Genomic DNA, 20,877 nt, shown 5'->3' on the forward strand with positions numbered 1-20,877 from the left:
TCTTTCTCAGAAATGATAGGTCCTCGAATCGTTTTTTTGTTTTTATACATCGACACTTTTGCTGCATGTCATAATAAAACCATCAACAATAATGGAATGTAAATCATATAAATCAAAACGGAGTAGCCTAATGAAGAAGCAGCAAACTCTTCATCTCCCTGGTAATTTCTAACCAGGATCGGCACAGAATTTTGAACAGGCATCGATGCTTGGATGATAAAGACTTGCAGCATCAATGAAGGAACCTGTATCCATTGACCAATCAGCCACACGATCAATGGAGAGAGGAGAAAACGACCTGCGAGGACGCCGGCAAGATCCTTGGTCATACGTAAATTCTTGATACCACTATAGTAAACGATGATCCCAATGATGAACATGGATAGAGGCGTGGTTAACTCAGAAAGATAGCCTCCTAGGCCTGCAATAAATTTCGGTAAAGGAAAATCGAAGAGCATCCAGATCAATCCAATAATAAACCCAATCAATGCAGGAGAGAAGATTTTTTTCAACACAACTAAAGGGTGAAAGGAGACTTTTGCTTCTTCGAAACTAGGGCTGTCTCGAGCGATTTCATAGATCCCAACCGTCCAAAACAAACTAGTGTTGACAATATAATAAAGCAAGACATAAGGAACAGCCTTTTCGCCAAAAATAGCCAGGTTGATCGGTAATCCAATAAAAATTGTATTGGAAAAAGTAAACATGGTGGAGAAGGATCCATGATGAGTGGGAGCTACTTGAAAGAAACGCTGCCAAAGTTTACTGATCCCATAAGTAATGACAATGGATAATAATGGAATGATCATTCCAGAAAACAGTGAAAGGAATTCATCGCGGGTAAAATTCTTGATGATATTCAAAAACATACTTGCCGGCAGTGAGAGATTCAAAACAAGTTTTGAAAAGGTATCTGCTGTACGATTTGAGAACCATTGCTTAAAAGACAACCAGTAGCCAATAAACATCAAACTAAAAATCACAAAAATATTGCTATATGCTTGGAACATGAACTCACCTCTCTTTCACTATAGCGAATCTTGATTCCATAATCAATTCAATCAGAAAAGAATACCCCAAAAAAGCAATCAAAAAAACTATGACCGAGAAGAGTCGGTCATAGTTCTAAATTTATTTTCGTTGTTGTTTGCCGGCATTACGGCCTTTTGCATTTTTATGATTCAAGTTTTTTGGCGTTGTAGGCTGCGTCTGCTGCGTAGGAGTGACATCTTTCCGAGGCGTCACGACCGTTTTAGGCGGATTGGCTTTCATTTCTGCTTCAACTTGCGCACGAATCTTAGGTTTCATGATGACATTTGTAATAAAGGTTTGCAGGCAGCTGAAGACCCCGCCGACAACCCAGTACAACGTTACACCAGCAGGTGCACTTAATGACATGAAGACAATCATCAATGGCGAAACGATCAACATTGTTTTCATCGTTTTTTTCTGTTCTTCTGGGATTCCAATGGTTGAAATATATCCTTGTATGAGATACGAAATACCAGCAATGGCTACAAATAGGAAACTTGGTTGTCCTAAGGAAATCCCAAAGAATTCCGAATTTTGAATCCCTTGTGTGTAACGAGCAGTAAAATATAAAGCTGAAAATATTGGCATCTGAATCAGCAGCGGCAAGCAACCGATTCCGCCAAACATGCTGACATTATTTTCAGAATAAATTTTTTGCATGTCTGCTTGTGCTTGCATTTGTTCTTCACGAGTGGTCGCTTTTTTCAAGTTGGCTTGTGCGATATCTACCTGCGGTTTCAAGAACTGCATTTTTTCACTTTGGATCATCGTTTTCTTCGATTGATGGATCCCAAGCGGTAAGATAATAAGGCGTACAACGATTGTCACAGCGATAATTGCCCAACCATAAGACCAATCGAAGTTTTCTACCAGCATGGTGATCAAATTACCTAATGGTTTCACTAAGAAACGATAGATCATGCCGTTTTCATTCGGTGTTCCATCAGAGTTTGTGCTGACACATCCGGATAAAGTCAGTAAAAGTCCTAACAATCCAGACGAGAGCAGCCATTTATTCATTTTTGACATTCTTTTCTTCCTCTTCACTATAAATTTAGACAAAAATAACTATACTAAAAAAGACCGACTATTTCAATGTACAAAAGGAAATTCATTGAAAAATCAATCTTTCGTCGTAGATTTAGTAACCATATTCAACATCAAAACTTGTTCTTTCCTTGATAGAAGGATCTTCTTGGATCTTTGTACTTGTCACTTTACCAGAAGGAGACGGTGAATCTTTGACTGCTTCAACAAAAGCGTCTACCTGTTTCTCTTCGCCGATAGCTTCGATCGTTACTGAACCATCAGATTCATTTTTGACGGATCCTTGGATCCCCATCCGGTCCGCTAACAATTTTGTCGTGTAACGAAAACCGACTCCTTGGACTCGGCCTTGAACTTGAATGCGTATTTTTTTCATCAAATCACCCCTCGTTTCAGTCAACCTCTATGGTATATGATAGCGTTTTTCTAACGAAAGAACAAGTTTCATCCTTTGACTCATGCTATAATGAGGCGAGGTGAACAGGATGAGGGAAATTCTTTCAAAAAAAAATACATTGATCAAAGAGGTCAAAAAACTCACACAAAAAAAATACCGCAATCAAACCAATACGTATATAATCGACGGTTGGCATTTGGTACAAGAAGCCATTGCAGCATCGGCACCGATCAATTATCTATTTGTTACTGATAAAGGAATCCAAGAAACCGGCAATCAGTTAAAAGACTATCAAGACAAAGTATTTCGTATCTCCGATGAAGTAGCTGCTTTTCTATCAGATTTACCGACACCCCAAGGGATCTTTGCAGTGATCGAAAAAGAGACGGTTCAAGAAACGATTCATGGAAATTGGCTGATTTTAGATAATGTGCAGGATCCAGGGAATGTTGGGACCATGATTCGTACAGCCGATGCTGCGGGTTTTGCTGGGGTCTTTTTAGGAACAGGCACAGCTGATCGTTACAGCACAAAAGTCTTGCGTAGTATGCAAGGCAGCAACTTTCATTTACCGATCCTTGAAGGGGATGTGCCAGCATTCATCCAAAAATTAAAAGTCCAAGGGACTGCTATTTACGGGACTGAGTTGAATAAAGAGGCGGTTTCTTATACGGAGTTATCTAAGAAAGGAACAGCTGCGTTTATTTTAGGGAACGAAGGACAAGGCGTCCATCCAGATATTTTAGCGTTGACCGATCAAAATGTTTATATTCCTATCTATGGGCAAGCAGAATCACTGAATGTAGCTATTGCTGCCGGTATTTTGATGTACTTTTTTGTCAGTTAGACTTTTTTAAGGAACTGTTAAACTCAAAGCAACTCTTTGGATTCTCCTAGAATTCTGTCTGAGCAGATGCTATACTTCTATTTGTAAGAAATAAGCAGTATCAAAAAGGTGGCAGGCATAAATCTATGACAGAAAAATGGCAAGAAGATAGCGAGTATATGTCTTATGTAGCAGATTTGTTAGAGACAGAAGCTGTAAAAAAATTAGCCAATTATGTTCAACATATGAGTTCCACACGTTTAGAACATTCGATCAGCGTTTCTTATTACAGTTATAAATTGGCAAAAAAATGGGGCGGCAATGCTCGTGCAACAGCTCGGGCTGGATTATTGCATGACCTTTTCTATTATGATTGGCGTACAACCAAATTCGATGAAGGAACACATGCCTATATGCATCCGCGAATTGCCGTTAAAAACGCAGAGAAAATTACTGAATTAAGTGATCTCGAGCGGGACATTATTTTGAAACATATGTGGGGAGCAACCATTGCACCACCCCGATATAAAGAAAGTTATATCGTAACCATGGTGGATAAATATTGTGCGGTGAAGGAAGCATCAGAACCAATGACTCAAGCCATGAAAGCAAAATGGCAACAACGGTTTTGGCATAAACAACGACCAACACATCTCTAATAAAACAGGCAAGCGCCTAGAATCTGTAGTGATTTATCAGATTCCAGGCGCTTTTTTTGTATGGTGGTGAAACAATTGGATCGTGGTGCTCATGATTCCATTCAAAGGGCATACTTACGCTAGTTTCCAAAGAAAAATTCGAGAATAGTCATCAAAAAGATGATGATTGCAATTCCGCCTATAGCTAACGCATGTCTTTTTTTGTGCATGAACAAAATGGCGATATATTCTCGTAAAAAAGCATTCGGCAAGTAATAGAAGGCTGTGTGTGAGCCAATCCCATCTGCTTTGACATGCGCTTGGTCGGCGTACATCCCTGCCCGGAAAATATGATAGTTATTGGAAGCAAAGATTGCGTGATATCCTTCTGGACGTAACGAATCCATGATTTCTTTGGAGAATTTCATATTTTCGTAAGTCGTTGTCGAATTGGCTTCCACTAAGATTTCACTTTCAGGGATTCCTTGAGAAACGGCATATTCTTTCATGGCCACTGCTTCAGGAATTTTTTCGTCGCTGCCTTGACCACCGGACATCAAAAGACGAGGGGCTGTTTTCTTCGCACGAAATTGAAGATGATAAAATGCGATGGCTTTATCGATCCGTTGGGCTAATAATGGAGAAACTTTCTCGCCATTAAGGAGACCTGCCCCTAAAACTATAATGAAGTCCTGGTCATAGCGGGGATGATTGAATTGATAAATAACCGAGATCGACAAAAAGTTAAGAAAAACCACAAAAAAATAAAGCAGCGATGCCGGAAAAATTGTAAATAAAACACTGACCCAACTTGGTAAGGCATGTAAAAAGGAATCCGATACCAACAAGATCGTTAAAACGATAGCTAAAACCAATGTCAACAGGTTGGCCAATGAGTGGGATTCTCGGCGTAAAACGACGATTGAATTCCAATAGAGGAAAATAATCAATCCATACAAACCAAAAAGAAAAACGAATAGAAAGCCAACTAATGCAACAGCTAAAATCCCGCCGACTAAAATATCTTCTGTCCGATAAAGATTAACGAGCAAATAAATCCCAAAGGTCAAGATGAAGACATTAAAAAGCAAACCATTCACTAAACGATGCTTGTTTTTAAAATAGGAATATAAAAATAATCCGGCCAAACTAAGCGGGGCTAAGATAAAAAAACTGCCAGTACGTAATTCCGAAATGGACAAATAGGCCAATAAAGCGGCAATCGTCCAACAACACTCGAAGAAAAAGATATCTGGGTCATCTTTTTTCTTGCGGTACCAAAAAACAAAAATCGCTCCTAAGATATAAGCGATACTGAAAAGCCCAATTTGTGTAAAATCCATTCTTTTCACTCCTTTAAATCTAAGAACAGTATACCTAATTTTCGAAGAAAAAGCTTGCAGATGTGGTCAAAGTTGCTGAATTTTCTTGAATTCGCTACAATGGATAGAGAAGAAAGAAGGAGGCACTAGCATGGAATTAGGTGAAGTGATCCGAGTAACACTCCCAGCGTTTTATGTTGTCGGAAAAGAAGGAAAAGGTCTTGCTGAAGAAGGCCCTTCATGGGTACCGGCACTATGGGATCTTGCAACGAAAGATTTTGAAGAAATCGAGTTTTTGCTAGCCGATCAAGAAGCGGAAGATCTGCAGTTCTGGGGATTGATGAGTGACGGAGAGAACTGGCTGGAACCATGGCAAGAGACAGGACGTTACCTTGCGGGTGTCCAAGTCACTACGGATAATTTTCCACCAGTAGATTGGGTCCGTTGGCAAATGCCAGAGATGGAATACATGGTCGTAAAAACAAATGAATCCAATCTAAACATGATGACAGAGAAGATGTTGAGAGAAGTTCTTCCAGAAAATAATGTTCAACTGGCAGCAGCTATTCAGGAACACTACCTGCCTAATTTTCAAGAAGGGGAAGTAGAACTGTATTTTCCTATTGAACCGATTGCGCCTGTTGTGACCAAAGAAGAGTTACTCTCTTAACAAAAAACTTCCAGTGTTTCAGTGATCACCGGTCTTACCGGCAACGCCAAACACTGGAAGTTTATTTTTGATTAAAAGAGATTTGTAAAGAAATTGGCAACTGATCGCCAGCCGATAACAAAAATATTTGCTTTTTCAACGGCTTTAGTAGTGATCAGCTCAGTAGTAGGGACTTCTTTACTACCATCCATATAACCTAATGTATCTGCAGGAATCGTTGCTGTTACTTTTCCTAAATCCGTTGCTTTGGCAACTGGTGCAGAGACGGTTTCTTCGTTCATTGTTTTGTTATAATCGATTGTTGTGGTGAAGTCTTTTGGATCCATATCTTTACGTACCCAAACAGAAAGATCATTTTTTACCGCTATGGGAACAGTAAGTTCTTTGCCGTTTTTAACAGCGACCGTTTTTGTATCTGCTAACTGATCACCAGCAGATAGAATAGGAACTTGCTCCCACGCATCAAATGAGTAATCCATCAGTTTGCCTGTTTCGGTGAAACGTACACTAGGATTCTCAGCATGACCGTTGACGTTCAACACTACGGTGATAATACGCTGGCCATCTCGCACAGCCGTTCCAACAAAGCAAGCACCTGCTAAATCAGTGGTTCCGGTTTTCAAACCGTCAACACCATCTTTGGCGTTGATGAAACCAGGTAGCATCCAGTTCCAGTTGACCATCTCAACTGGTGAGTAGGAACCTTCACCAAATGTTTTGGTAACCGTGCTGGTGACTTCTAATACTTCTGGGAAGTCTTGGAGCAAATGTCTCGCTACGATAGCGACATCTTTTGCAGATAATTCATTTTCATCAGTGGAAGTGGAACCAGGGTAAAGGTTTTCTCCCAGATAGGTGTTATTCAGTCCGGAAGCATTGACAATCTTAGCATCTGTGATTCCCCATTCAGTGAGTTTGTCTTTCATTTGATCGACAAAGGCTGGCTCCGACCCGGCAATTTTCTCTGCTAGGGCAACGACCGCAGCATTAGCTGATTGAATGTAGCTCGCTTCATAAAGGTCTTTAACGGTGTATTGAACATCACGATGCAAAGGAACATTGGACAAGTCAGGTGTGACACTGAGGTCGGCTGCATATTGTGAGATTTCAACAGGGTCTTCCCAAGTCAATTTGCCTTCCTTGACTTGTTCTGCTACTAGATACAGACTAATGATTTTTGTCACTGAGGCGATGCCCATCGGGGTTTCTCCCTCTTGGTCATATAAAATCTTGCCTGTATCGAAATCCACTGAAAAAGCAGCTTTTGCATCGATAGAAAAGTTTTTGATTTCTTCAGCGGTAAATGTAGTCTCCTCAGCGTGGGAGATCATTGGTATTCCGGCAATAAAAAAGAGGGTTGCTAGACCCGCAATCAATGAATACCAGATTTTGGATAATTTCTGCATAGGTAAACTCCTTCGTTTCTGTATCTAAATCAAAAGTTTAACAAAGAGTTTCCTGAGTTGCAATACTCTAACAGAAAGTTCAAAAATTCGTAAGAACCAGCTTTTTTCTTCTTGCCGAATCACACCAGTGATCGCTTTGTCTTGAAACAATAGTTGTTTTTAGACATAAAAAAAGCTTTTCTTTAACGAACAAAGAAAAGCAGTTTTTTTATCTAATAAAACTATCGGCGAATATGATTTCGGGGATCCTCACTTTGCACTTTTACAGGTACTTTCACTGCTCTTGTTTCTTGCTGCATCAATTGGCGGGCAAGAAACAGCGTTCCTCCAAGTAATGCGGCTAAACCAAAGATTGAAAAAAGTGAAACAAACGTCGCTAACATAGAAATCCCTTCTTTCTGTTTTTAATTAATGTGGAAGGTAGGAATCGAACCTACACCTTAATCTATGAACGATCATCTATCACTCAACGGAACACCTTGTTCAACCACTTCTTATTACTATCATAGCATGAACTGTCTAAAAATGCTGGTAGAAAGTCTGAGCATTTTCAGAGGAAATCAAGAATAAATAATGAAGAAACTTTGAAGAAATCATTCGATCTTTGTCAAAGGATATTGCCAATCTTCTGCTTCATCATAAAGGGTGAAGCGCTGGTCCTTTTGTTCAATGATCAAATGGTAACCCAATGAATCTAGTAAAACCAATCTTGATGGGGTCAGCTCAACGATCACAGTAGGTGAATGTTTCCCATCAATTGTCAGTGAATGCTCCTCTGTGATCTCAATGGATACAGTGTCTTTCATTTTTGAAGTGAACTGCCATTTCCCCACGAATTGTTGGCGGGGCTCAGTTTTTTGCTTTTCTTTTCTTAATATGAGCGAACTGGCAACACCGGTCAAAAGTGACAGACCAATCAACAGTGAACGTTTTTTCACATTTTCACATCCATTCCTACCTATGATGGAACTAGTATACCATGGGGAACAAAGAAATCCTCCTACTTTGGTCGGAACTTTAAAAGTTTTTAATTGACCGTATAATCCATTTATCAAATCTTGCAGTTCTCAGAAAATACCAGAAAATTGCAGCGGCAGCGGATAGCTGCAGCAATGATGCTGACCCAAAGCATTGTTCCATAGCTTATGGTAAAATCAGATAGAAAGTTTTCTGCTTTCTCCTACTTTAATTGAAAGAGAGTCTTTCACTGAGAATCAGAACATCATCAATTACTAGATCAACTGATTTAGCGTTTATTTAAGGAAGTCCGGCTGTTTTAAGGCCGAGGTATTAATGGAGAGGGAAAAAGATGGAATATCCAAATAGTCACTTAGCGATATTTATTATTCGGGAAAATCGCTTTATTGCCCGCTGTCGATTGATGTCAGGGGAGGAAGTAATCGTTCACGTCAAAAATACTGGTCGAGGAAAAGAGGTACTTGTTGCTGGTGCGTTAGTCACTTTGCAATACTGGAATAGTCCAAAGAGAAAAACTAATTATGATTTGATCGCAGTAAAAAAGGGCGACCAATGGATCAATATCGACAGTCAAGTCCCAAACCGTTTGGCCTATGAATCCTTATTGGACGGAACGATTCTTTTACCGCAGATCACAGGCAATCTAACTTTACTAAAGAGAGAAGTGACGTATCACCGTTCAAAGTTTGATTTTTATTTTGAAACAGATGTCGGAGAAAAGGGCTTTATAGAAATCAAAGGGATGACTTTGGAAAACAAACGAGTGGGTGCTTTTCCAGATGCGCCCACCAGTCGCGGATTGAAACATGTAAGTGAACTGATAGATGCTAAGAAAGAAGGGTACTATGCCGCGGTATTGTTTGTCGTCCAATTTGAAGACATTGATGTCGCGACGATCCATCGTGCCATGCAACCAGAGCTAGCAAAAAAAATCGGACAAGCAATTGCAGACGGAATCCAAGTTTTCGCGTATAATTGTCTTGTGGATGAAACCAGCATTTCCATTAATAAAGCAGTACCTTTTGATCTTACGGCTGCTTTTGAAGACCCAAACTTATAAGAAAAGAGGGAATATGAATGATTCATTTAGGGATAATCGGTACAAATTGGATCACGGATCAATTTGTACAAGCTGCACATGAAACGGGACGCTACCATCTAACGGCTGTCTATTCTAGAAAACTGGCGACTGCTCAGTCTTTTGCAGAGAAATATGGAGAAGTGACTTGTGTAGATGATTTAACGGCTTTCTTTCAACTAGAAGAATTAGATACGGTATATATTGCATCTCCCAACAGTTTGCATTTTGAACAAGCAAAACAAGGGATTTTGTCAGGAAAAAATGTGATCGTCGAAAAACCTGCCTTTTCGACACCATCAGAAATGGCTGAGATCATTGAATTGGCCAATGAAAATCAAGTTTTATTTTTTGAAGCAGCGCGCAACATTCATGAGAAAAGTTTTGACACCATTGCGTCTGTCTTAACTGAACATGGCAATATCATTGGTGCAAACTTTACCTATATGAAATACTCTTCACGGTATGATGCAGTGTTAGCAGGAGAGGAGCCAAATATTTTTTCTCCCCATTTTTCTGGCGGCGCATTGGTAGATCTGGGTGTTTATCCCGTTTATGCAGCACTAGCTTGGTTTGGCAGACCACAAAATGTTTATTATTTTGCCCGGAAAATCGTGACAGGAGTCGATGGGATCGGTACGATCATTTTACGTTATGAAACTTTTGACGTAACCATTCAAACTGGAAAAATCGGCAACTCTGACTTGAAATCAGAAATATATTTTGAAAATGGAACACTGGAACTAAATGCAGTCAATGCCATTGAACAAGCGGTATTTTATGACCGTACAAATAATGAAACGGTATTACCGGTGACTGCGCAGGCAAATCCGATGGTCGAAGAAGCTGTAGATTTTGCAGAAGTCATCGAAAATAAAGCAGATCCCCAATTGGGTGCGCGCTATGAAGAATGGATCGAATTAGCTCGTGATGTCAATGAAGCGATCTATCTCATGAGAAAACACGCAGAAATCTCCTTTGACGCAGACAAAGAGTAAGGAATGGAATGTATGACAGCAACTTATTTAGCAGAAGTTTGGCAAGAAAAATGGCAAAGCAGCGGCTTTTCTGCGCCATCACTGATTCAAGAACGGGTTTACCCCCTCTTGAAATCAGGACAATCAGTAGTAGGCGTTTCGCCGACAGGTTCAGGGAAAACATTAGCCTATTTACTACCTTTATTGGAAACTGTAAAAGTTGGTGAAGGCAATCAGCTCCTGATTTTGACCTCTTCCCAAGAACTGGCCATGCAGGTCACACAGGTCGCACGAGATTGGGCCCAGCTTTTAGATTTGCAGGTTTTACCACTGATTGGCGGCGCAAATACTAAGCGACAAATTGAAAAGTTGAAGGCCAAACCAGAAGTTTTGGTGGGGACACCAGGACGAGTATTGGAATTGATCAAATTAAAAAAAGTCAAAACGCAACAGATTCACGGGGTAGTCTTGGATGAAGTGGATCAATTACTGAAAGAAGGGGCCTTTGGGCTCGCTAGCAAAATCTTGACGCTTATTCCAAAACAGGCGACTCGCAGTTTCTTCTCTGCAACTGCCAATGAGGTTCTAAAAGAAATTCAAGAACTGGCTTTTGAAACACCACAGGTCATTGATGTGACAGAGGAAGACCAGAGCAAAGGGGTGATCCATCATTATTATTTGAATTACCCGAGTCGTAAACTAGTGGATGCTTTGCGCCGGTTGGCTTACTTACCAGATTTTCAGGGATTGATTTTTTTTAATGAATTAAGTGCATTAGGTAATGCTGAAGAAAAACTGCTCTTTCATGGTTTGCCAGTCGCCTCCCTTGCTTCAGACCAGAACAAACTGACCCGCCGTGCTTCGCTTGATGGGTTCCGTCAGGGAAAGATTTGTGAATTACTAACGACAGATGTTGCTGCCAGAGGATTGGATGTCGATCAGCTGGGGTATGTGGTCAACACCGAGGTTCCTCAAGAGAAAGAATCTTATCTTCACCGAGCAGGTCGTGTGGGACGGATGGGAAATGAGGGCACAGTGATCACGATCGTCCAAGACCATACATTAAAGGATCTAAAGAAAATTGCCGCACAGCTGGATGTAACGCTGCAAGAAGTTTTCTTGCATGGAGGTGCGCTTCACACAGAGCGTCCGGAAGTTAAAAGTGAACCTAAAAAAGAGCAGAGTGTGCAGAAAAATTCCAGAAAAACTTCTGAAAAATTACACACTATGCCAAAGAAAACGAAGAAAAAGCAAAAAAACCAAAAAGATAAAGGCAAAAGACGCCATTGAGCGTCTTTTTGTGTTACCATTAACGGTGGTTAATTACTAGTGTGTAATATTGAGGAGGCATTTTCGTGAATTCAAGGAAAGAAGAAATCTTTCAGACGATCGAACTGCACAAACAAGGTCTGACAGCCTTAGAGGTTGCGGAGATTTTACAAATCGATCGCAGTAATGCAAGCCGTTATCTCAGTGAATTATTTAAAGAAAATAAAATCAGCAAGCGTGCTGGTCGACCAGTAATCTATGAACCATTGAATGAGGAAGTTCATGTGGATGTGTCCTCCGAGGTTAGCTTTGAAAGTCTGGTGGGCGTTCAAGCTTCTTTGAAAGTCAGTATCCAACAGGCGAAAGCGGCCATTCTATATCCGCCCCGTGGACTGCATACTATTATATTCGGCGAAACCGGGACCGGGAAATCATTATTTGCGGAGTGTATGTATCATTTCGCTGTGGAATCAAAAATGCTGAAAAAAGATGCCCCATTTGTTGCGTTTAATTGTGCGGACTATGCGCAAAATCCCCAATTGCTATTTGGTCATATCTTTGGGATCCGCAAAGGCGCATACACTGGCGCTGCGGAAGATAGTCCCGGACTAATGGCGAAAGCCGATGGCGGTATTTTGTTTCTGGATGAGATTCATCGTTTGCCGCCGGAAGGCCAGGAAATGCTCTTTACCTTTATCGACAAGGGAGTCTATCGTCCTCTAGGTGAAAGCAATCAAGTGTACGAAGCTTCTGTGCAGATCATCGGTGCTACAACAGAATCTTCAGAAACATTTTTGACGACATTCAACCGAAGGATTCCAATGGCCATCACTTTGCCGAATGTGGAGAGTCGTTCACTGGATGAACGATATGAAATCATCTCCTTATTTATCAAGCAAGAAGCAACTCGGCTCAATCAACGGATCGACGTTGAGCGAGATGCGATTTTGGCCTTTATGCTGTATGAAGCAGAAGGCAATATCGGTCAAATCAAACGTGATTTGAAATTAGTCTGTGCCAAAGCATTCCTCCATTATCGGACCTACGGCAAAAAGCATTTATTGATTCGTAAAGAAGATTGTTCACTGCAAGTCCAAAAAGGATTGTTGAAAATCAAAGAAATGTCGGAACGTCTCGATCGATTTTTAGAAGGCAAAGGCGATTTTTTGAGTTTCGAGCCTGGGGATCAAGATGTTGTTTGGTCACAAGATCCTCAAAGAAATATGCAGGTTTACAATGAGATTGAAGAGAAAGTCAGCAGCTTGATCGAGACAGGTGTTGCAACGATCGATCTGGAAAATCTGATTTCCAAGGATGTGGATGCCTATTTTGAAATGTATGTAGAAGAGCTGACGCAAAATCCCGTTCACAAAGAGTTGATTCCAGAAGATATTTGGAAACTGACCAATCACCTTTATGATATCGCTGAACAAAAATTGGATCGTACATACAATGAAAAAGCACGTTTTGCCTTTGCACTTCATCTTCAAAGTACATTAGAACGCGTAAAAGAAGGCCACATGATCGTTCATCCAGACTTAAATACGATTCGGAAAAATCTGAAATCAGAGTTTCAGGTGGCGATGGATCTATCAACTATTATTGAAGAGGAACGACACGTGGAGATTCCCTTCGATGAAATTGGCTTTATTAGTATGTTTCTAGCTATTCAGGTGAAAAAACAGATCATGCCGCTTGAGAAGGTAGAAGTCGTCGTCTTGATGCATGGAAGAGCAACAGCTAGCAGCATGCTGGAAACCGCACAGGAGCTATTGGAAACCACTAGCGGTTATGCAATGAATATGTCATTGGATACAGAAGTGGGCGCAATGTACGAAAAGTTACTGGCCTATGTTTCTAAGAATAAAGATAAATTAAGTAATGGTCTATTGCTTCTCACTGATATGGGATCATTGAACTCTTTTGCAACACTTATTTATGAAGAAACGGGCATTCGGACGAAAGCAATCTCCATGTCCAGTACGATGATCGTGCTGGAAGCTTTGCGCATGGCAGAGAGTGGACGCAGTCTCGAGGATATCTATCAAAACATCCAGCGTTCCTTTGAGACGATCGTTCAAGAGCAATTCCGCACGGTTCGGGAAGCCAAAGGCAATAAAAAGGCAGTAATCGTTACGTGCTTTACGGGAGAAGGTGTCGCTGCCAAGCTGTATCAGCGCATCTATCCGGTCGTCGACCAAGAGAAGGTCGAAATTATTCAAATGCAATTTATTGAGAAAGAAACCTTCAAGAAACACATCGATGGGTTGCTAGAAGAATATGAGATCAAAGCCATCGCTGGCACAGTAGATATCGATTATCAAAATATTCCTTTCTTTTCGGCTTATGATGTCTTTGATGACGAACGGTTGAATGTGCTGAAGCGAATCGTTTCTGATGAAGTTCCCATCGAGAAAATTGTACGCTCTCTTGAAAATACCCTTACGCATGTCGGGTCTGTCTACCATTTGATCGAGAGCTTGCAACGAATCGTCCATCAGGTTCAGAATCAGCTGCATGTGACACTAGAACCGACTGTAGATGCCGGGTTAGTGATCCACCTTGCTTTTCTTGTGGAGAGCAATTTGAAAAAGGAACCTTCCCGAGCATTTAAGGATTTAGCAAACTTCCAAAAGCGGTATCGAATCGAGACCGATGTGTTGCGAACGAACTTGCTGCAAATCGAAAAAAATTATCAAATCAAGATCTCTGAAGATGAGATTGCGTATCTCACACAGATGTTCTTAGAAAATGAAATAAAAAAACATCATGAATCCGCACACAATATTAGTGTGTAATGAGAAAAAGTAAAAGTGTGTAAGCGTTAAATTGGTGCAGACCATTGTTAAATCAAGGTTTGCACTTTTTTTATTTTGGCACGCTTTTTGCTTTATAGTTAAGTGTAAATAATAATTTAGAAAGGAGTGACAATGATGGCGAAAAAAACGATTATGCTCGTATGTTCTGCTGGCATGAGTACTAGTTTGTTGGTAACAAAAATGCAAAAAGCAGCTGAAGCAAAAGGAATGGACGCAGATATTTTTGCAGTTTCCGCTTCAGAAGCAGACCAACATTTAGAATCAAAACCGGTGGATGTTCTATTGTTAGGCCCACAAGTACGTTTTATGAAATCACAGTTTGAACAAAAATTAGCACCTAAAGGGATTCCTTTAGAAGTCATCAACATGGCTGATTATGGCATGATGAATGGCGAAAAAGTTTTAGCACAAGCAGAAAGCTTAATGAAGTAGTGAAGTAAGAGGAGGATTTTTTTGATGGACGAGCAAAATTTGGAAGCCATTATGGGTTTGATCATGTATGGCGGAAATGCGAAAAGTGATGCAATGGAGGCAATTGCGGCAGCCAAAGAAGGAAATTTTGAATTGGCAGACCAAAAGATTGCGGATGCTGAAGCATCTTTAGTAGAAGCACACCACTCACAAACTGGTTTGTTGACACAAGAAGCACAAGGCAACCATATGACAGTGACCTTGTTGACGGTTCATTCGCAAGACCATCTAATGACATCAATCGCATTTACAGATCTAGCGAAAGAAATCATTGATATTTATCGACGTATGAGTAACGAATAATCTTTGAACGGATAGAAGTAGTTATTTGTTGATTTTATCTCTTAGAAAAATCTTCTTTGGCGAATAGAACTTATAGGAGGACATAAAAATGGATGGATTAACGAGTTGGATGGAGAAATACATTCTCCCCGTAGCAGCGAAGATCGGTGCTCAAAAGCACTTAGTAGCGTTGCGTGATGCGTTTATTGGAACAATGCCCGCGACAATGGCTGGTTCGATCGCTGTAATGATCAATGCGATCATTCGCGATCTGCCGCCACAGTTTTGGCCTAGTTATGATGCAAGTACAATTCCAGTTATACGTGAAATTATTAGTATTAATGGGTTTGTTTGGAATGGTACACTAGCTGTAGCTGGATTGGTTTTTGCTTTTTCTTGGGGGTATAACTTAGCCCGAGCATACCGCGTCAATGACCTTGCCGGTGGGATCGTCGGAATGGCGACACTGATCCAAGGAATCGCTTTTTCATATAGCACATCTGTTGCGACGACAGTTCCTGCAAATTTGATGGATGAAATCAATGCTGGTACAGCAACAACTGGTTGGTCAGCAACAGCTGAAGGAATTACAGCTGGCGGCTGGGGCTGGTTGAATTTGAACCATCTAAATGGGAATGCATACTTTACTGTAATGATCATGGGAGCAATCTCAGTCATCATTTTCTGTAAATTAATGTTAGCCAATATTACAATCAAAATGCCGGATTCCGTTCCACCAGCAGTTTCGAAAGCTTTTGCCGCAATCTTACCGGCAACGATCGCTTTGTATGTTATTGCTATTATTAACTTTATTGTTGGACAATTGACGGATGGACAATTGATTATCGACCTTGTTCAGAAATATATTGCTGAACCATTCTTGGGTCTTTCTCAAGGAATAGGTGCAGTCTTGATCGTTACTGTTTTTGTGCAAATCTTCTGGTTCTTTGGTATCCATGGTCCAAACGTATTGGCACCAGTTTTGGAAGGTATCTGGGGACAAGCACAGTTGATCAATATTGATATTTTCCAAAAAGGATATGATGGAAAAACTGGAACAAGCGCGGTATTAGCAGCCATTGAAGATGGAAAAGCGTATATGTGGGTTCGTGGATCATTCGATGCATTTGCATGGTTTGGTGGTTCAGGTGGAACGATCGTTCTTTTGATCGCCATCTTAGTTTTCTCTAAACGTGCAGACTATCTGACAGTTGCCAAATTATCAATTGGACCTGGTATCTTCAATATCAACGAACCAGTCATGTTTGGTTTGCCAATCGTATTGAATGCGATCATGTTCATTCCATTCATTATTGCACCACTTGTTGCTACAACAATTGGTTGGTTAGCTACTTACTGGGGATTAGTCTCACCAGTTTCTCAACAAGTAACTTGGGTTGTGCCGCCAATGTTATTATCATTCTTAGCAACCGGTGCAGACTGGCGTGCGCCAATCGTCACTTTAGTATGTATGGTGGTCACCTTCTTCATCTGGGCGCCATTTGTTATCTCAGCAAATAAAATTGATCCAAAATTAGGCGAATAGCCCTTTAATCGAGAGGAACTGCTATCGCTTCATAGTTGAGGTAGCAGTTCTTCTTTTCATTCATTAAGAATACAGTTAGAAAACAGCAGCAAGAAAACTGCTCAAGGAGGAATAAAAAATGATCTCAATCGCAAGTGCTATGCAGCAAGATGCAATCAAAGAATTATTAGAAGGATACAATGAAGACGGTGTGTCTTACACATTTAAAGAAAAACAAGGGATCAAATTGATTTTTACTACCACAGCTGACGATGCAGAAGCAGCAGCTAAAAAAGCGAAAGAATTGATTAAGGCCCAACCATGGGGATCTGTGCTATACTTTCAAGCAACCGCTGTTTGATGTCGTAATACAACTGATGTCAGGGACGATTAAATAGATAGGGATGAATCAAAATGATAAAAAACGGCTTATTTTTGTGCAGTATCGGGTTGCTTGTGATTTTGTATAGCATGAACCCAAGCAATATGCGTTTAGACATTTTCAGTTTTACTACTGGAATTGCTTTGCTGATAGGCGGCGGTTTGTTGTTTATGAAAGGCAAGAAAAAAGCTGATCAATCAAATGGAGGACAGTCTAAATGAAAATTGAAAAAACATTGAACGTTCCAAGTCCAGTCTTTTTCGATAAAATAATCGACTCAGTGATATTTGATATCCGCAAGGCAACAGGCAAAACGGTTTCCCGCAAACAGTTAGCCGGATATGAGTACGTCAAGGAATTTTCAGCTTCCAGCCGTGCAAAAATCAAAATTGAAGAAGTCATTGAGAATCAAGTCTATCAGTTTCGGACAGAGACAACCAAAAATGAGTTTGTCGTTCGCTATGAGCTGGAAACGATAAATGAAAAGCAGACAAAGGTAATTTATACGGAAACGATGAAGTCATTCGGTATTTTGCAACAAATGAATGATATGCTGCTTGGAACGATTCTAGGTTATTTTAAACGAAAACAATTCAAAAAAATGCTGGTTATGATGGAAGAATCATATTAAAGGGGTCCTGTGACGCCTTTTTTGTGTTTTCCAGGTAGGTAATAGGAGGAAATCGGATGAGTGATGTACGTAGAATGGATGAAGCAGGCCCACAAGAAGTTTTGGATTTAGTGGCTTATGCTTTCCAATGGGAATTAAGTGAGAAAAATAAGGAGCGTTATCGCTTACTAGCAGAGAATTCATGGAACTATGGTTCGTATGATGATCAAGGAAAGTTGGCTAGTCAAATCATGGCCACACCTTTTGCCATTGATTTTCATGGAACAAGCTATCCGATGGCAGGAATCGGTTTTGTTGCGTCATATCCAGAATATCGAAGTCAGGGAAGAATCGACCGCATCATGCGCCGCATCTTGGAAGATTGTTATGAGCAGGGAATTGTCCTTTCCTATTTAGCACCTTTTTCTTTTCCCTTTTATCGTCGCTATGGGTATGAATACGTCTTTGAACGTATGGTCTATGACGTTGCTGCTCATGAATGGGCCGATAGTCCCAAAGTAACAGGTTCGATTCAGCGTCTGCCATGGTCAGAGGCTAAAAGTGTGATCCACGATATTTATCATGCTATGCCAAGACATAAAAAAGGCGGATTGCTGCGAGCAGATTGGTGGGAAACGATCAAATTCACGTATCGTAAGCCGTATACATTTGCCATTTACCGCGATGAAGCTGGGAATAATACCGGTTATCTAGTTTATACGATTCAAGAAGGCAAATTCATCATTGAAGAGTGGGGTTACTTAAATATTGAGGCTTATCACGGATTGAATCGATTGATTGTCTCTCATGCCGATTCTGTTGCCCGAATCATTTATCAACCAGGTTATGACAATGATATTCGCCAGGCAATTGCTGCCAAACCAATAGCACACTATCAGGTGAGACCGGATATGATGGCGCGAGTAGTCGATGTTCATCGCTTTTTGACGCAATATCCCTTTACTTATCAGCTAAATGGAGCTTTTGCTATTGAGATCCAAGAAGATAAATATGCGCCTTGGAACAATGGGATTTATGAAATCTCTATCAAGGACGGTCAGCATTCAATCGAAAAAGTAACGCAGACGCAACAACCAATAGTAAAAACAACCGTGCAGCGTTTTGTCCAGTTATTTATGGGATACCAAACAGTTGATACAATGGTTTTCTTGGAACAATTAGTGGCAGATGATGCAGCAATAAACTGCATCAAGTCTAATCTTCCAATAGGAAAACCAATATTAGAAGACTATTTCTGATTTATCGAGTCGTCCAACCAGCAAAATACCTGATGGTCCCCTCGCGGTTTAAGTAGGAATCCTTTAAGAAATGAGAGCAGTGATACGGACAGCTGATGGACCAGATCTGTTTTATCATCTTTGGTTTTAACTTGCTTCTTAGTCAAGTGTTCTGTTGCAGCTAAGATTTTTTTATCTGATAAGCAAAAAAACTCTTGTCCAGCAAGAGTTTAACAGGTTCTTTCAACGTTCCCTGCCGGAATCGAACCAGCAACTAATCCTTAGGAGGGACTTGTTATATCCATTTAACTAAGGGAACACAACAATCCCATTTTACCTGTAAATTCATCTTCCTGCAACCCTAAGTCATAGTTATTTTTGTTGCGGGATAAGGGAAGATGAGGAATAGAAACCCGATTTATGCAATCGTTTTGCTTTATGGATAAAAATAGGCATGGTACACTTTAGGTGTAACCGATCAAGTAGGAGGTAATGTTGAATGGTAAAATTTGGGAAAGCTTTTTTGTCGCAATTAACAACTGACGGAATCAATGGACCATTTGTCACGATCATGCTAAATACTCACGTAGGTCACCAAAATGTTGAGAAAGATCAAATCAAATTCAAAAATTTTGCTAAAGAAGCAAAACGCCGATTTGAGAAGAGATATCCCGACCACTCATGGAACAAATTCCAGGAAAAAATTGAGACTCTGCTTGCTGATCAGGCATTTTGGCGCAGCAGCACCAAAAGTGTGGCAGTGATCTTAACAGCAGAAGAAACATTGATCCATCGCTTGAGTATTCCCGTGGATGATCAATACTATGTCGGAGATACACCTTACCTGTTGGCGATCATCAAAAATGCCCAATTCAATTATGCCTTTTATTTACTTGCATTGAATCGGGATTCCATGAAAGTATACCATGTTGAAAACAAGCAAGTCACTGAAGTGGCATTGCCTGAAGACGCTCCTGTTGACATTGAGACTGCTCTTGGTGAAGAAATCAGCGGTGGTGGAGATTTCAATTACAGTGCACAAGGTGCACCAAACAGTTCTGGTGAAGGCGTTGCCTACCACGGCTTCAGTGCTAAAGACGAAGAGGTTGAGATCGATCATGTCAATTACTACCAAGCTGTAGACAATTATTTTAAAAATGAATTTCCAAATGAGGAAAATTTACCGCTTTATCTTTTTGCACTCCCTGAAAATCAAACATTATTTAAGAAGATTGCAAAAACAAGTTACTTCAAAAAAGATGCTTGTATTGCGTCATCGCCTGCTTCATTATCCCCACAACAAATTGCCGAGTGTGCGCAAAAATTGATGGACGATCTGATGCAGAATGAAGTAGCTTCTTACAACAAACTGCTTGACCGCAAATTTATGGATCAATTAGTGGACATCGTACCAGCAGCGAAAGAAGGACGGATCGCGCAGCTCTTTATCGCCACTTCAAATTTAGTGGATGGCTTCGGAGAAGACCCGGATACTGAGTATGATCGTCGGCAAGTGCTGAATACATTGGCCAAAAATGTGTTGGAAAACAGTGGAGAAGTCTCTATATTGGAGCAAAAAGATGCGCCGGATGAGAAAAGTTTAACTGCGATCTTGCGGTACTAGTTTCCTAGATATCCGTAAAGCACCAGTTGAATAAATTAGCCTGTGACATAAACAACAAGAAGAATAATCTGAACGATTTACCAGGATTGCGTATCCCTTGTATAGTTGCTTCTAGAACTTACAAACTGTAGGAGCAATCGTAGAATTTTTCGGATTAGTCCCTTTGTTGTAGAACATATGTCACAGGCTTTTTCTCTAAAAAAGTGCCTTCTTTGTGGAGAAAGTTAAGAAATAATTGCGTTTTCATTTTTTTTAAGTTTGCGATAGTCAAGAAGCAAAAACTGTG

Annotated in this window: 22 protein-coding genes and 1 tRNA gene; 15 read left to right on the forward strand and 8 right to left on the reverse strand. The window is 40.4% G+C overall.

Annotated features, from left to right (window positions below; genetic code table 11):
• Nucleotides 1-68 precede the first annotated feature (68 nt).
• From IGJ45_RS06065 to IGJ45_RS06075, 3 genes are all read right to left on the reverse strand, one after another.
• Nucleotides 69-1,010, reverse strand: a complete 942-nt coding sequence (locus IGJ45_RS06065; RefSeq protein ID WP_060814671.1) for an AEC family transporter — start codon at nt 1,008-1,010, stop codon at nt 69-71.
• Between the two features lie 121 nt (nt 1,011-1,131).
• A complete protein-coding gene (yidC, locus tag IGJ45_RS06070; protein WP_005472205.1) occupies nt 1,132-2,061 on the reverse strand; it encodes a membrane protein insertase YidC in 930 nt (309 codons plus the stop codon).
• 112 nt (nt 2,062-2,173) lie between these two features.
• Entirely contained in the window at nt 2,174-2,455 is a 282-nt protein-coding gene (locus IGJ45_RS06075) for an acylphosphatase (RefSeq protein WP_005472207.1), read from the reverse strand.
• Between the two features lie 109 nt (nt 2,456-2,564).
• On the opposite strand from IGJ45_RS06075, the gene IGJ45_RS06080 reads away from it, so the two are divergent.
• Both IGJ45_RS06080 and IGJ45_RS06085 read left to right on the forward strand, forming a co-directional pair.
• A complete protein-coding gene (locus IGJ45_RS06080; protein WP_252711805.1) occupies nt 2,565-3,323 on the forward strand; it encodes a TrmH family RNA methyltransferase in 759 nt (252 codons plus the stop codon).
• Nucleotides 3,324-3,448: 125 nt separating this feature from the next.
• Nucleotides 3,449-3,961: an HD domain-containing protein gene (locus tag IGJ45_RS06085; protein ID WP_003126881.1), complete on the forward strand. Its 513-nt coding sequence runs from the start codon at nt 3,449-3,451 to the stop codon at nt 3,959-3,961.
• A 119-nt stretch (nt 3,962-4,080) separates the two neighbouring features.
• Here IGJ45_RS06085 and IGJ45_RS06090 read toward each other — a convergent pair whose 3' ends face one another.
• On the reverse strand, nt 4,081-5,283 hold the full coding sequence (locus IGJ45_RS06090) for a YdcF family protein (protein ID WP_029487014.1): 1,203 nt from the start codon (nt 5,281-5,283) through the stop codon (nt 4,081-4,083).
• Nucleotides 5,284-5,413: 130 nt separating this feature from the next.
• On the opposite strand from IGJ45_RS06090, the gene IGJ45_RS06095 reads away from it, so the two are divergent.
• The gene (locus tag IGJ45_RS06095) at nt 5,414-5,932 is read left to right on the forward strand and encodes a GyrI-like domain-containing protein (RefSeq protein ID WP_103299887.1); all 519 of its coding nucleotides are present in this window, start codon (nt 5,414-5,416) and stop codon (nt 5,930-5,932) included.
• Between the two features lie 71 nt (nt 5,933-6,003).
• Here IGJ45_RS06095 and IGJ45_RS06100 read toward each other — a convergent pair whose 3' ends face one another.
• From IGJ45_RS06100 to IGJ45_RS06110, 3 genes are all read right to left on the reverse strand, one after another.
• Nucleotides 6,004-7,338, reverse strand: a complete 1,335-nt coding sequence (locus IGJ45_RS06100; protein WP_156247269.1) for a serine hydrolase — start codon at nt 7,336-7,338, stop codon at nt 6,004-6,006.
• Nucleotides 7,339-7,559: 221 nt separating this feature from the next.
• The gene (locus IGJ45_RS06105) at nt 7,560-7,721 is read right to left on the reverse strand and encodes a hypothetical protein (RefSeq protein WP_003126893.1); all 162 of its coding nucleotides are present in this window, start codon (nt 7,719-7,721) and stop codon (nt 7,560-7,562) included.
• A gap of 210 nt (nt 7,722-7,931) precedes the next feature.
• Nucleotides 7,932-8,276, reverse strand: a complete 345-nt coding sequence (locus tag IGJ45_RS06110; RefSeq protein ID WP_003126895.1) for a DUF4828 domain-containing protein — start codon at nt 8,274-8,276, stop codon at nt 7,932-7,934.
• A gap of 371 nt (nt 8,277-8,647) precedes the next feature.
• Between IGJ45_RS06110 and sfsA the strand changes: the two genes are divergently transcribed.
• From sfsA to IGJ45_RS06165, 11 genes are all read left to right on the forward strand, one after another.
• Nucleotides 8,648-9,376: a DNA/RNA nuclease SfsA gene (sfsA, locus tag IGJ45_RS06115; protein ID WP_005472220.1), complete on the forward strand. Its 729-nt coding sequence runs from the start codon at nt 8,648-8,650 to the stop codon at nt 9,374-9,376.
• Between the two features lie 17 nt (nt 9,377-9,393).
• Nucleotides 9,394-10,392: a Gfo/Idh/MocA family protein gene (locus IGJ45_RS06120; RefSeq protein ID WP_409531813.1), complete on the forward strand. Its 999-nt coding sequence runs from the start codon at nt 9,394-9,396 to the stop codon at nt 10,390-10,392.
• Between the two features lie 12 nt (nt 10,393-10,404).
• Complete coding sequence (locus IGJ45_RS06125) at nt 10,405-11,661, forward strand: DEAD/DEAH box helicase (RefSeq protein ID WP_252711808.1); 1,257 nt, start codon at nt 10,405-10,407, stop codon at nt 11,659-11,661.
• A 65-nt stretch (nt 11,662-11,726) separates the two neighbouring features.
• Nucleotides 11,727-14,438 (forward strand): sigma 54-interacting transcriptional regulator, encoded by a 2,712-nt coding sequence (locus tag IGJ45_RS06130; RefSeq protein ID WP_081131691.1) that lies wholly within the window; start codon nt 11,727-11,729, stop codon nt 14,436-14,438.
• Nucleotides 14,439-14,573: 135 nt separating this feature from the next.
• Nucleotides 14,574-14,891, forward strand: a complete 318-nt coding sequence (locus IGJ45_RS06135; protein WP_003126900.1) for a PTS sugar transporter subunit IIB — start codon at nt 14,574-14,576, stop codon at nt 14,889-14,891.
• 24 nt (nt 14,892-14,915) lie between these two features.
• Entirely contained in the window at nt 14,916-15,233 is a 318-nt protein-coding gene (locus IGJ45_RS06140) for a PTS lactose/cellobiose transporter subunit IIA (protein ID WP_003126901.1), read from the forward strand.
• Between the two features lie 88 nt (nt 15,234-15,321).
• The gene (locus IGJ45_RS06145; RefSeq protein WP_003126904.1) at nt 15,322-16,758 is read left to right on the forward strand and encodes a PTS sugar transporter subunit IIC; all 1,437 of its coding nucleotides are present in this window, start codon (nt 15,322-15,324) and stop codon (nt 16,756-16,758) included.
• Nucleotides 16,759-16,876: 118 nt separating this feature from the next.
• Nucleotides 16,877-17,098, forward strand: a complete 222-nt coding sequence (locus IGJ45_RS06150) for a hypothetical protein (protein ID WP_003126906.1) — start codon at nt 16,877-16,879, stop codon at nt 17,096-17,098.
• 53 nt (nt 17,099-17,151) lie between these two features.
• Nucleotides 17,152-17,340, forward strand: a complete 189-nt coding sequence (locus IGJ45_RS06155; RefSeq protein ID WP_003126909.1) for a DUF3188 domain-containing protein — start codon at nt 17,152-17,154, stop codon at nt 17,338-17,340.
• Nucleotides 17,337-17,750 (forward strand): DUF3284 domain-containing protein, encoded by a 414-nt coding sequence (locus tag IGJ45_RS06160; protein ID WP_003126911.1) that lies wholly within the window; start codon nt 17,337-17,339, stop codon nt 17,748-17,750. Before IGJ45_RS06155 ends, IGJ45_RS06160 begins: the two co-directional genes overlap by 4 nt.
• A 56-nt stretch (nt 17,751-17,806) precedes the next feature.
• Complete coding sequence (locus IGJ45_RS06165) at nt 17,807-18,988, forward strand: GNAT family N-acetyltransferase (protein ID WP_113849920.1); 1,182 nt, start codon at nt 17,807-17,809, stop codon at nt 18,986-18,988.
• Between the two features lie 226 nt (nt 18,989-19,214).
• On the opposite strand, the gene IGJ45_RS06170 is transcribed toward IGJ45_RS06165, so the two are convergent.
• Nucleotides 19,215-19,286, reverse strand: a tRNA-Arg gene (locus tag IGJ45_RS06170).
• 180 nt (nt 19,287-19,466) lie between these two features.
• Between IGJ45_RS06170 and IGJ45_RS06175 the strand changes: the two genes are divergently transcribed.
• A complete protein-coding gene (locus IGJ45_RS06175) occupies nt 19,467-20,591 on the forward strand; it encodes a baeRF6 domain-containing protein (RefSeq protein ID WP_138371726.1) in 1,125 nt (374 codons plus the stop codon).
• Nucleotides 20,592-20,877: the final 286 nt, after the last annotated feature.

Origin of the sequence: Enterococcus sp. DIV0574 (genome assembly GCF_051711125.1) — a bacterium.
GTDB classification, from domain to species: Bacteria; Bacillota; Bacilli; order Lactobacillales; family Enterococcaceae; genus Enterococcus_D; species Enterococcus_D gallinarum.

Bases quoted from the DNA above. Each gene is read 5' to 3' on its own strand.
- IGJ45_RS06075 (WP_005472207.1), bottom strand. From the start codon at position 2,455: ATGAAAAAAATACGCATTCAAGTTCAAGGCCGAGTCCAAGGAGTCGGT.
- IGJ45_RS06125 (WP_252711808.1), top strand. From the start codon at position 10,405: ATGACAGCAACTTATTTAGCAGAAGTTTGGCAAGAAAAATGGCAAAGC.
- IGJ45_RS06065 (WP_060814671.1), bottom strand. From the start codon at position 1,010: ATGTTCCAAGCATATAGCAATATTTTTGTGATTTTTAGTTTGATGTTT.
- yidC (WP_005472205.1), bottom strand. From the start codon at position 2,061: ATGTCAAAAATGAATAAATGGCTGCTCTCGTCTGGATTGTTAGGACTT.
- IGJ45_RS06085 (WP_003126881.1), top strand. From the start codon at position 3,449: ATGACAGAAAAATGGCAAGAAGATAGCGAGTATATGTCTTATGTAGCA.
- IGJ45_RS06120 (WP_409531813.1), top strand. From the start codon at position 9,394: ATGATTCATTTAGGGATAATCGGTACAAATTGGATCACGGATCAATTT.
- IGJ45_RS06095 (WP_103299887.1), top strand. From the start codon at position 5,414: ATGGAATTAGGTGAAGTGATCCGAGTAACACTCCCAGCGTTTTATGTT.
- IGJ45_RS06140 (WP_003126901.1), top strand. From the start codon at position 14,916: ATGGACGAGCAAAATTTGGAAGCCATTATGGGTTTGATCATGTATGGC.
- IGJ45_RS06090 (WP_029487014.1), bottom strand. From the start codon at position 5,283: ATGGATTTTACACAAATTGGGCTTTTCAGTATCGCTTATATCTTAGGA.
- sfsA (WP_005472220.1), top strand. From the start codon at position 8,648: ATGGAATATCCAAATAGTCACTTAGCGATATTTATTATTCGGGAAAAT.
- IGJ45_RS06105 (WP_003126893.1), bottom strand. From the start codon at position 7,721: ATGTTAGCGACGTTTGTTTCACTTTTTTCAATCTTTGGTTTAGCCGCA.
- IGJ45_RS06145 (WP_003126904.1), top strand. From the start codon at position 15,322: ATGGATGGATTAACGAGTTGGATGGAGAAATACATTCTCCCCGTAGCA.
- IGJ45_RS06150 (WP_003126906.1), top strand. From the start codon at position 16,877: ATGATCTCAATCGCAAGTGCTATGCAGCAAGATGCAATCAAAGAATTA.
- IGJ45_RS06135 (WP_003126900.1), top strand. From the start codon at position 14,574: ATGGCGAAAAAAACGATTATGCTCGTATGTTCTGCTGGCATGAGTACT.
- IGJ45_RS06100 (WP_156247269.1), bottom strand. From the start codon at position 7,338: ATGCAGAAATTATCCAAAATCTGGTATTCATTGATTGCGGGTCTAGCA.
- IGJ45_RS06175 (WP_138371726.1), top strand. From the start codon at position 19,467: ATGGTAAAATTTGGGAAAGCTTTTTTGTCGCAATTAACAACTGACGGA.
- IGJ45_RS06155 (WP_003126909.1), top strand. From the start codon at position 17,152: ATGATAAAAAACGGCTTATTTTTGTGCAGTATCGGGTTGCTTGTGATT.
- IGJ45_RS06080 (WP_252711805.1), top strand. From the start codon at position 2,565: ATGAGGGAAATTCTTTCAAAAAAAAATACATTGATCAAAGAGGTCAAA.
- IGJ45_RS06160 (WP_003126911.1), top strand. From the start codon at position 17,337: ATGAAAATTGAAAAAACATTGAACGTTCCAAGTCCAGTCTTTTTCGAT.
- IGJ45_RS06165 (WP_113849920.1), top strand. From the start codon at position 17,807: ATGAGTGATGTACGTAGAATGGATGAAGCAGGCCCACAAGAAGTTTTG.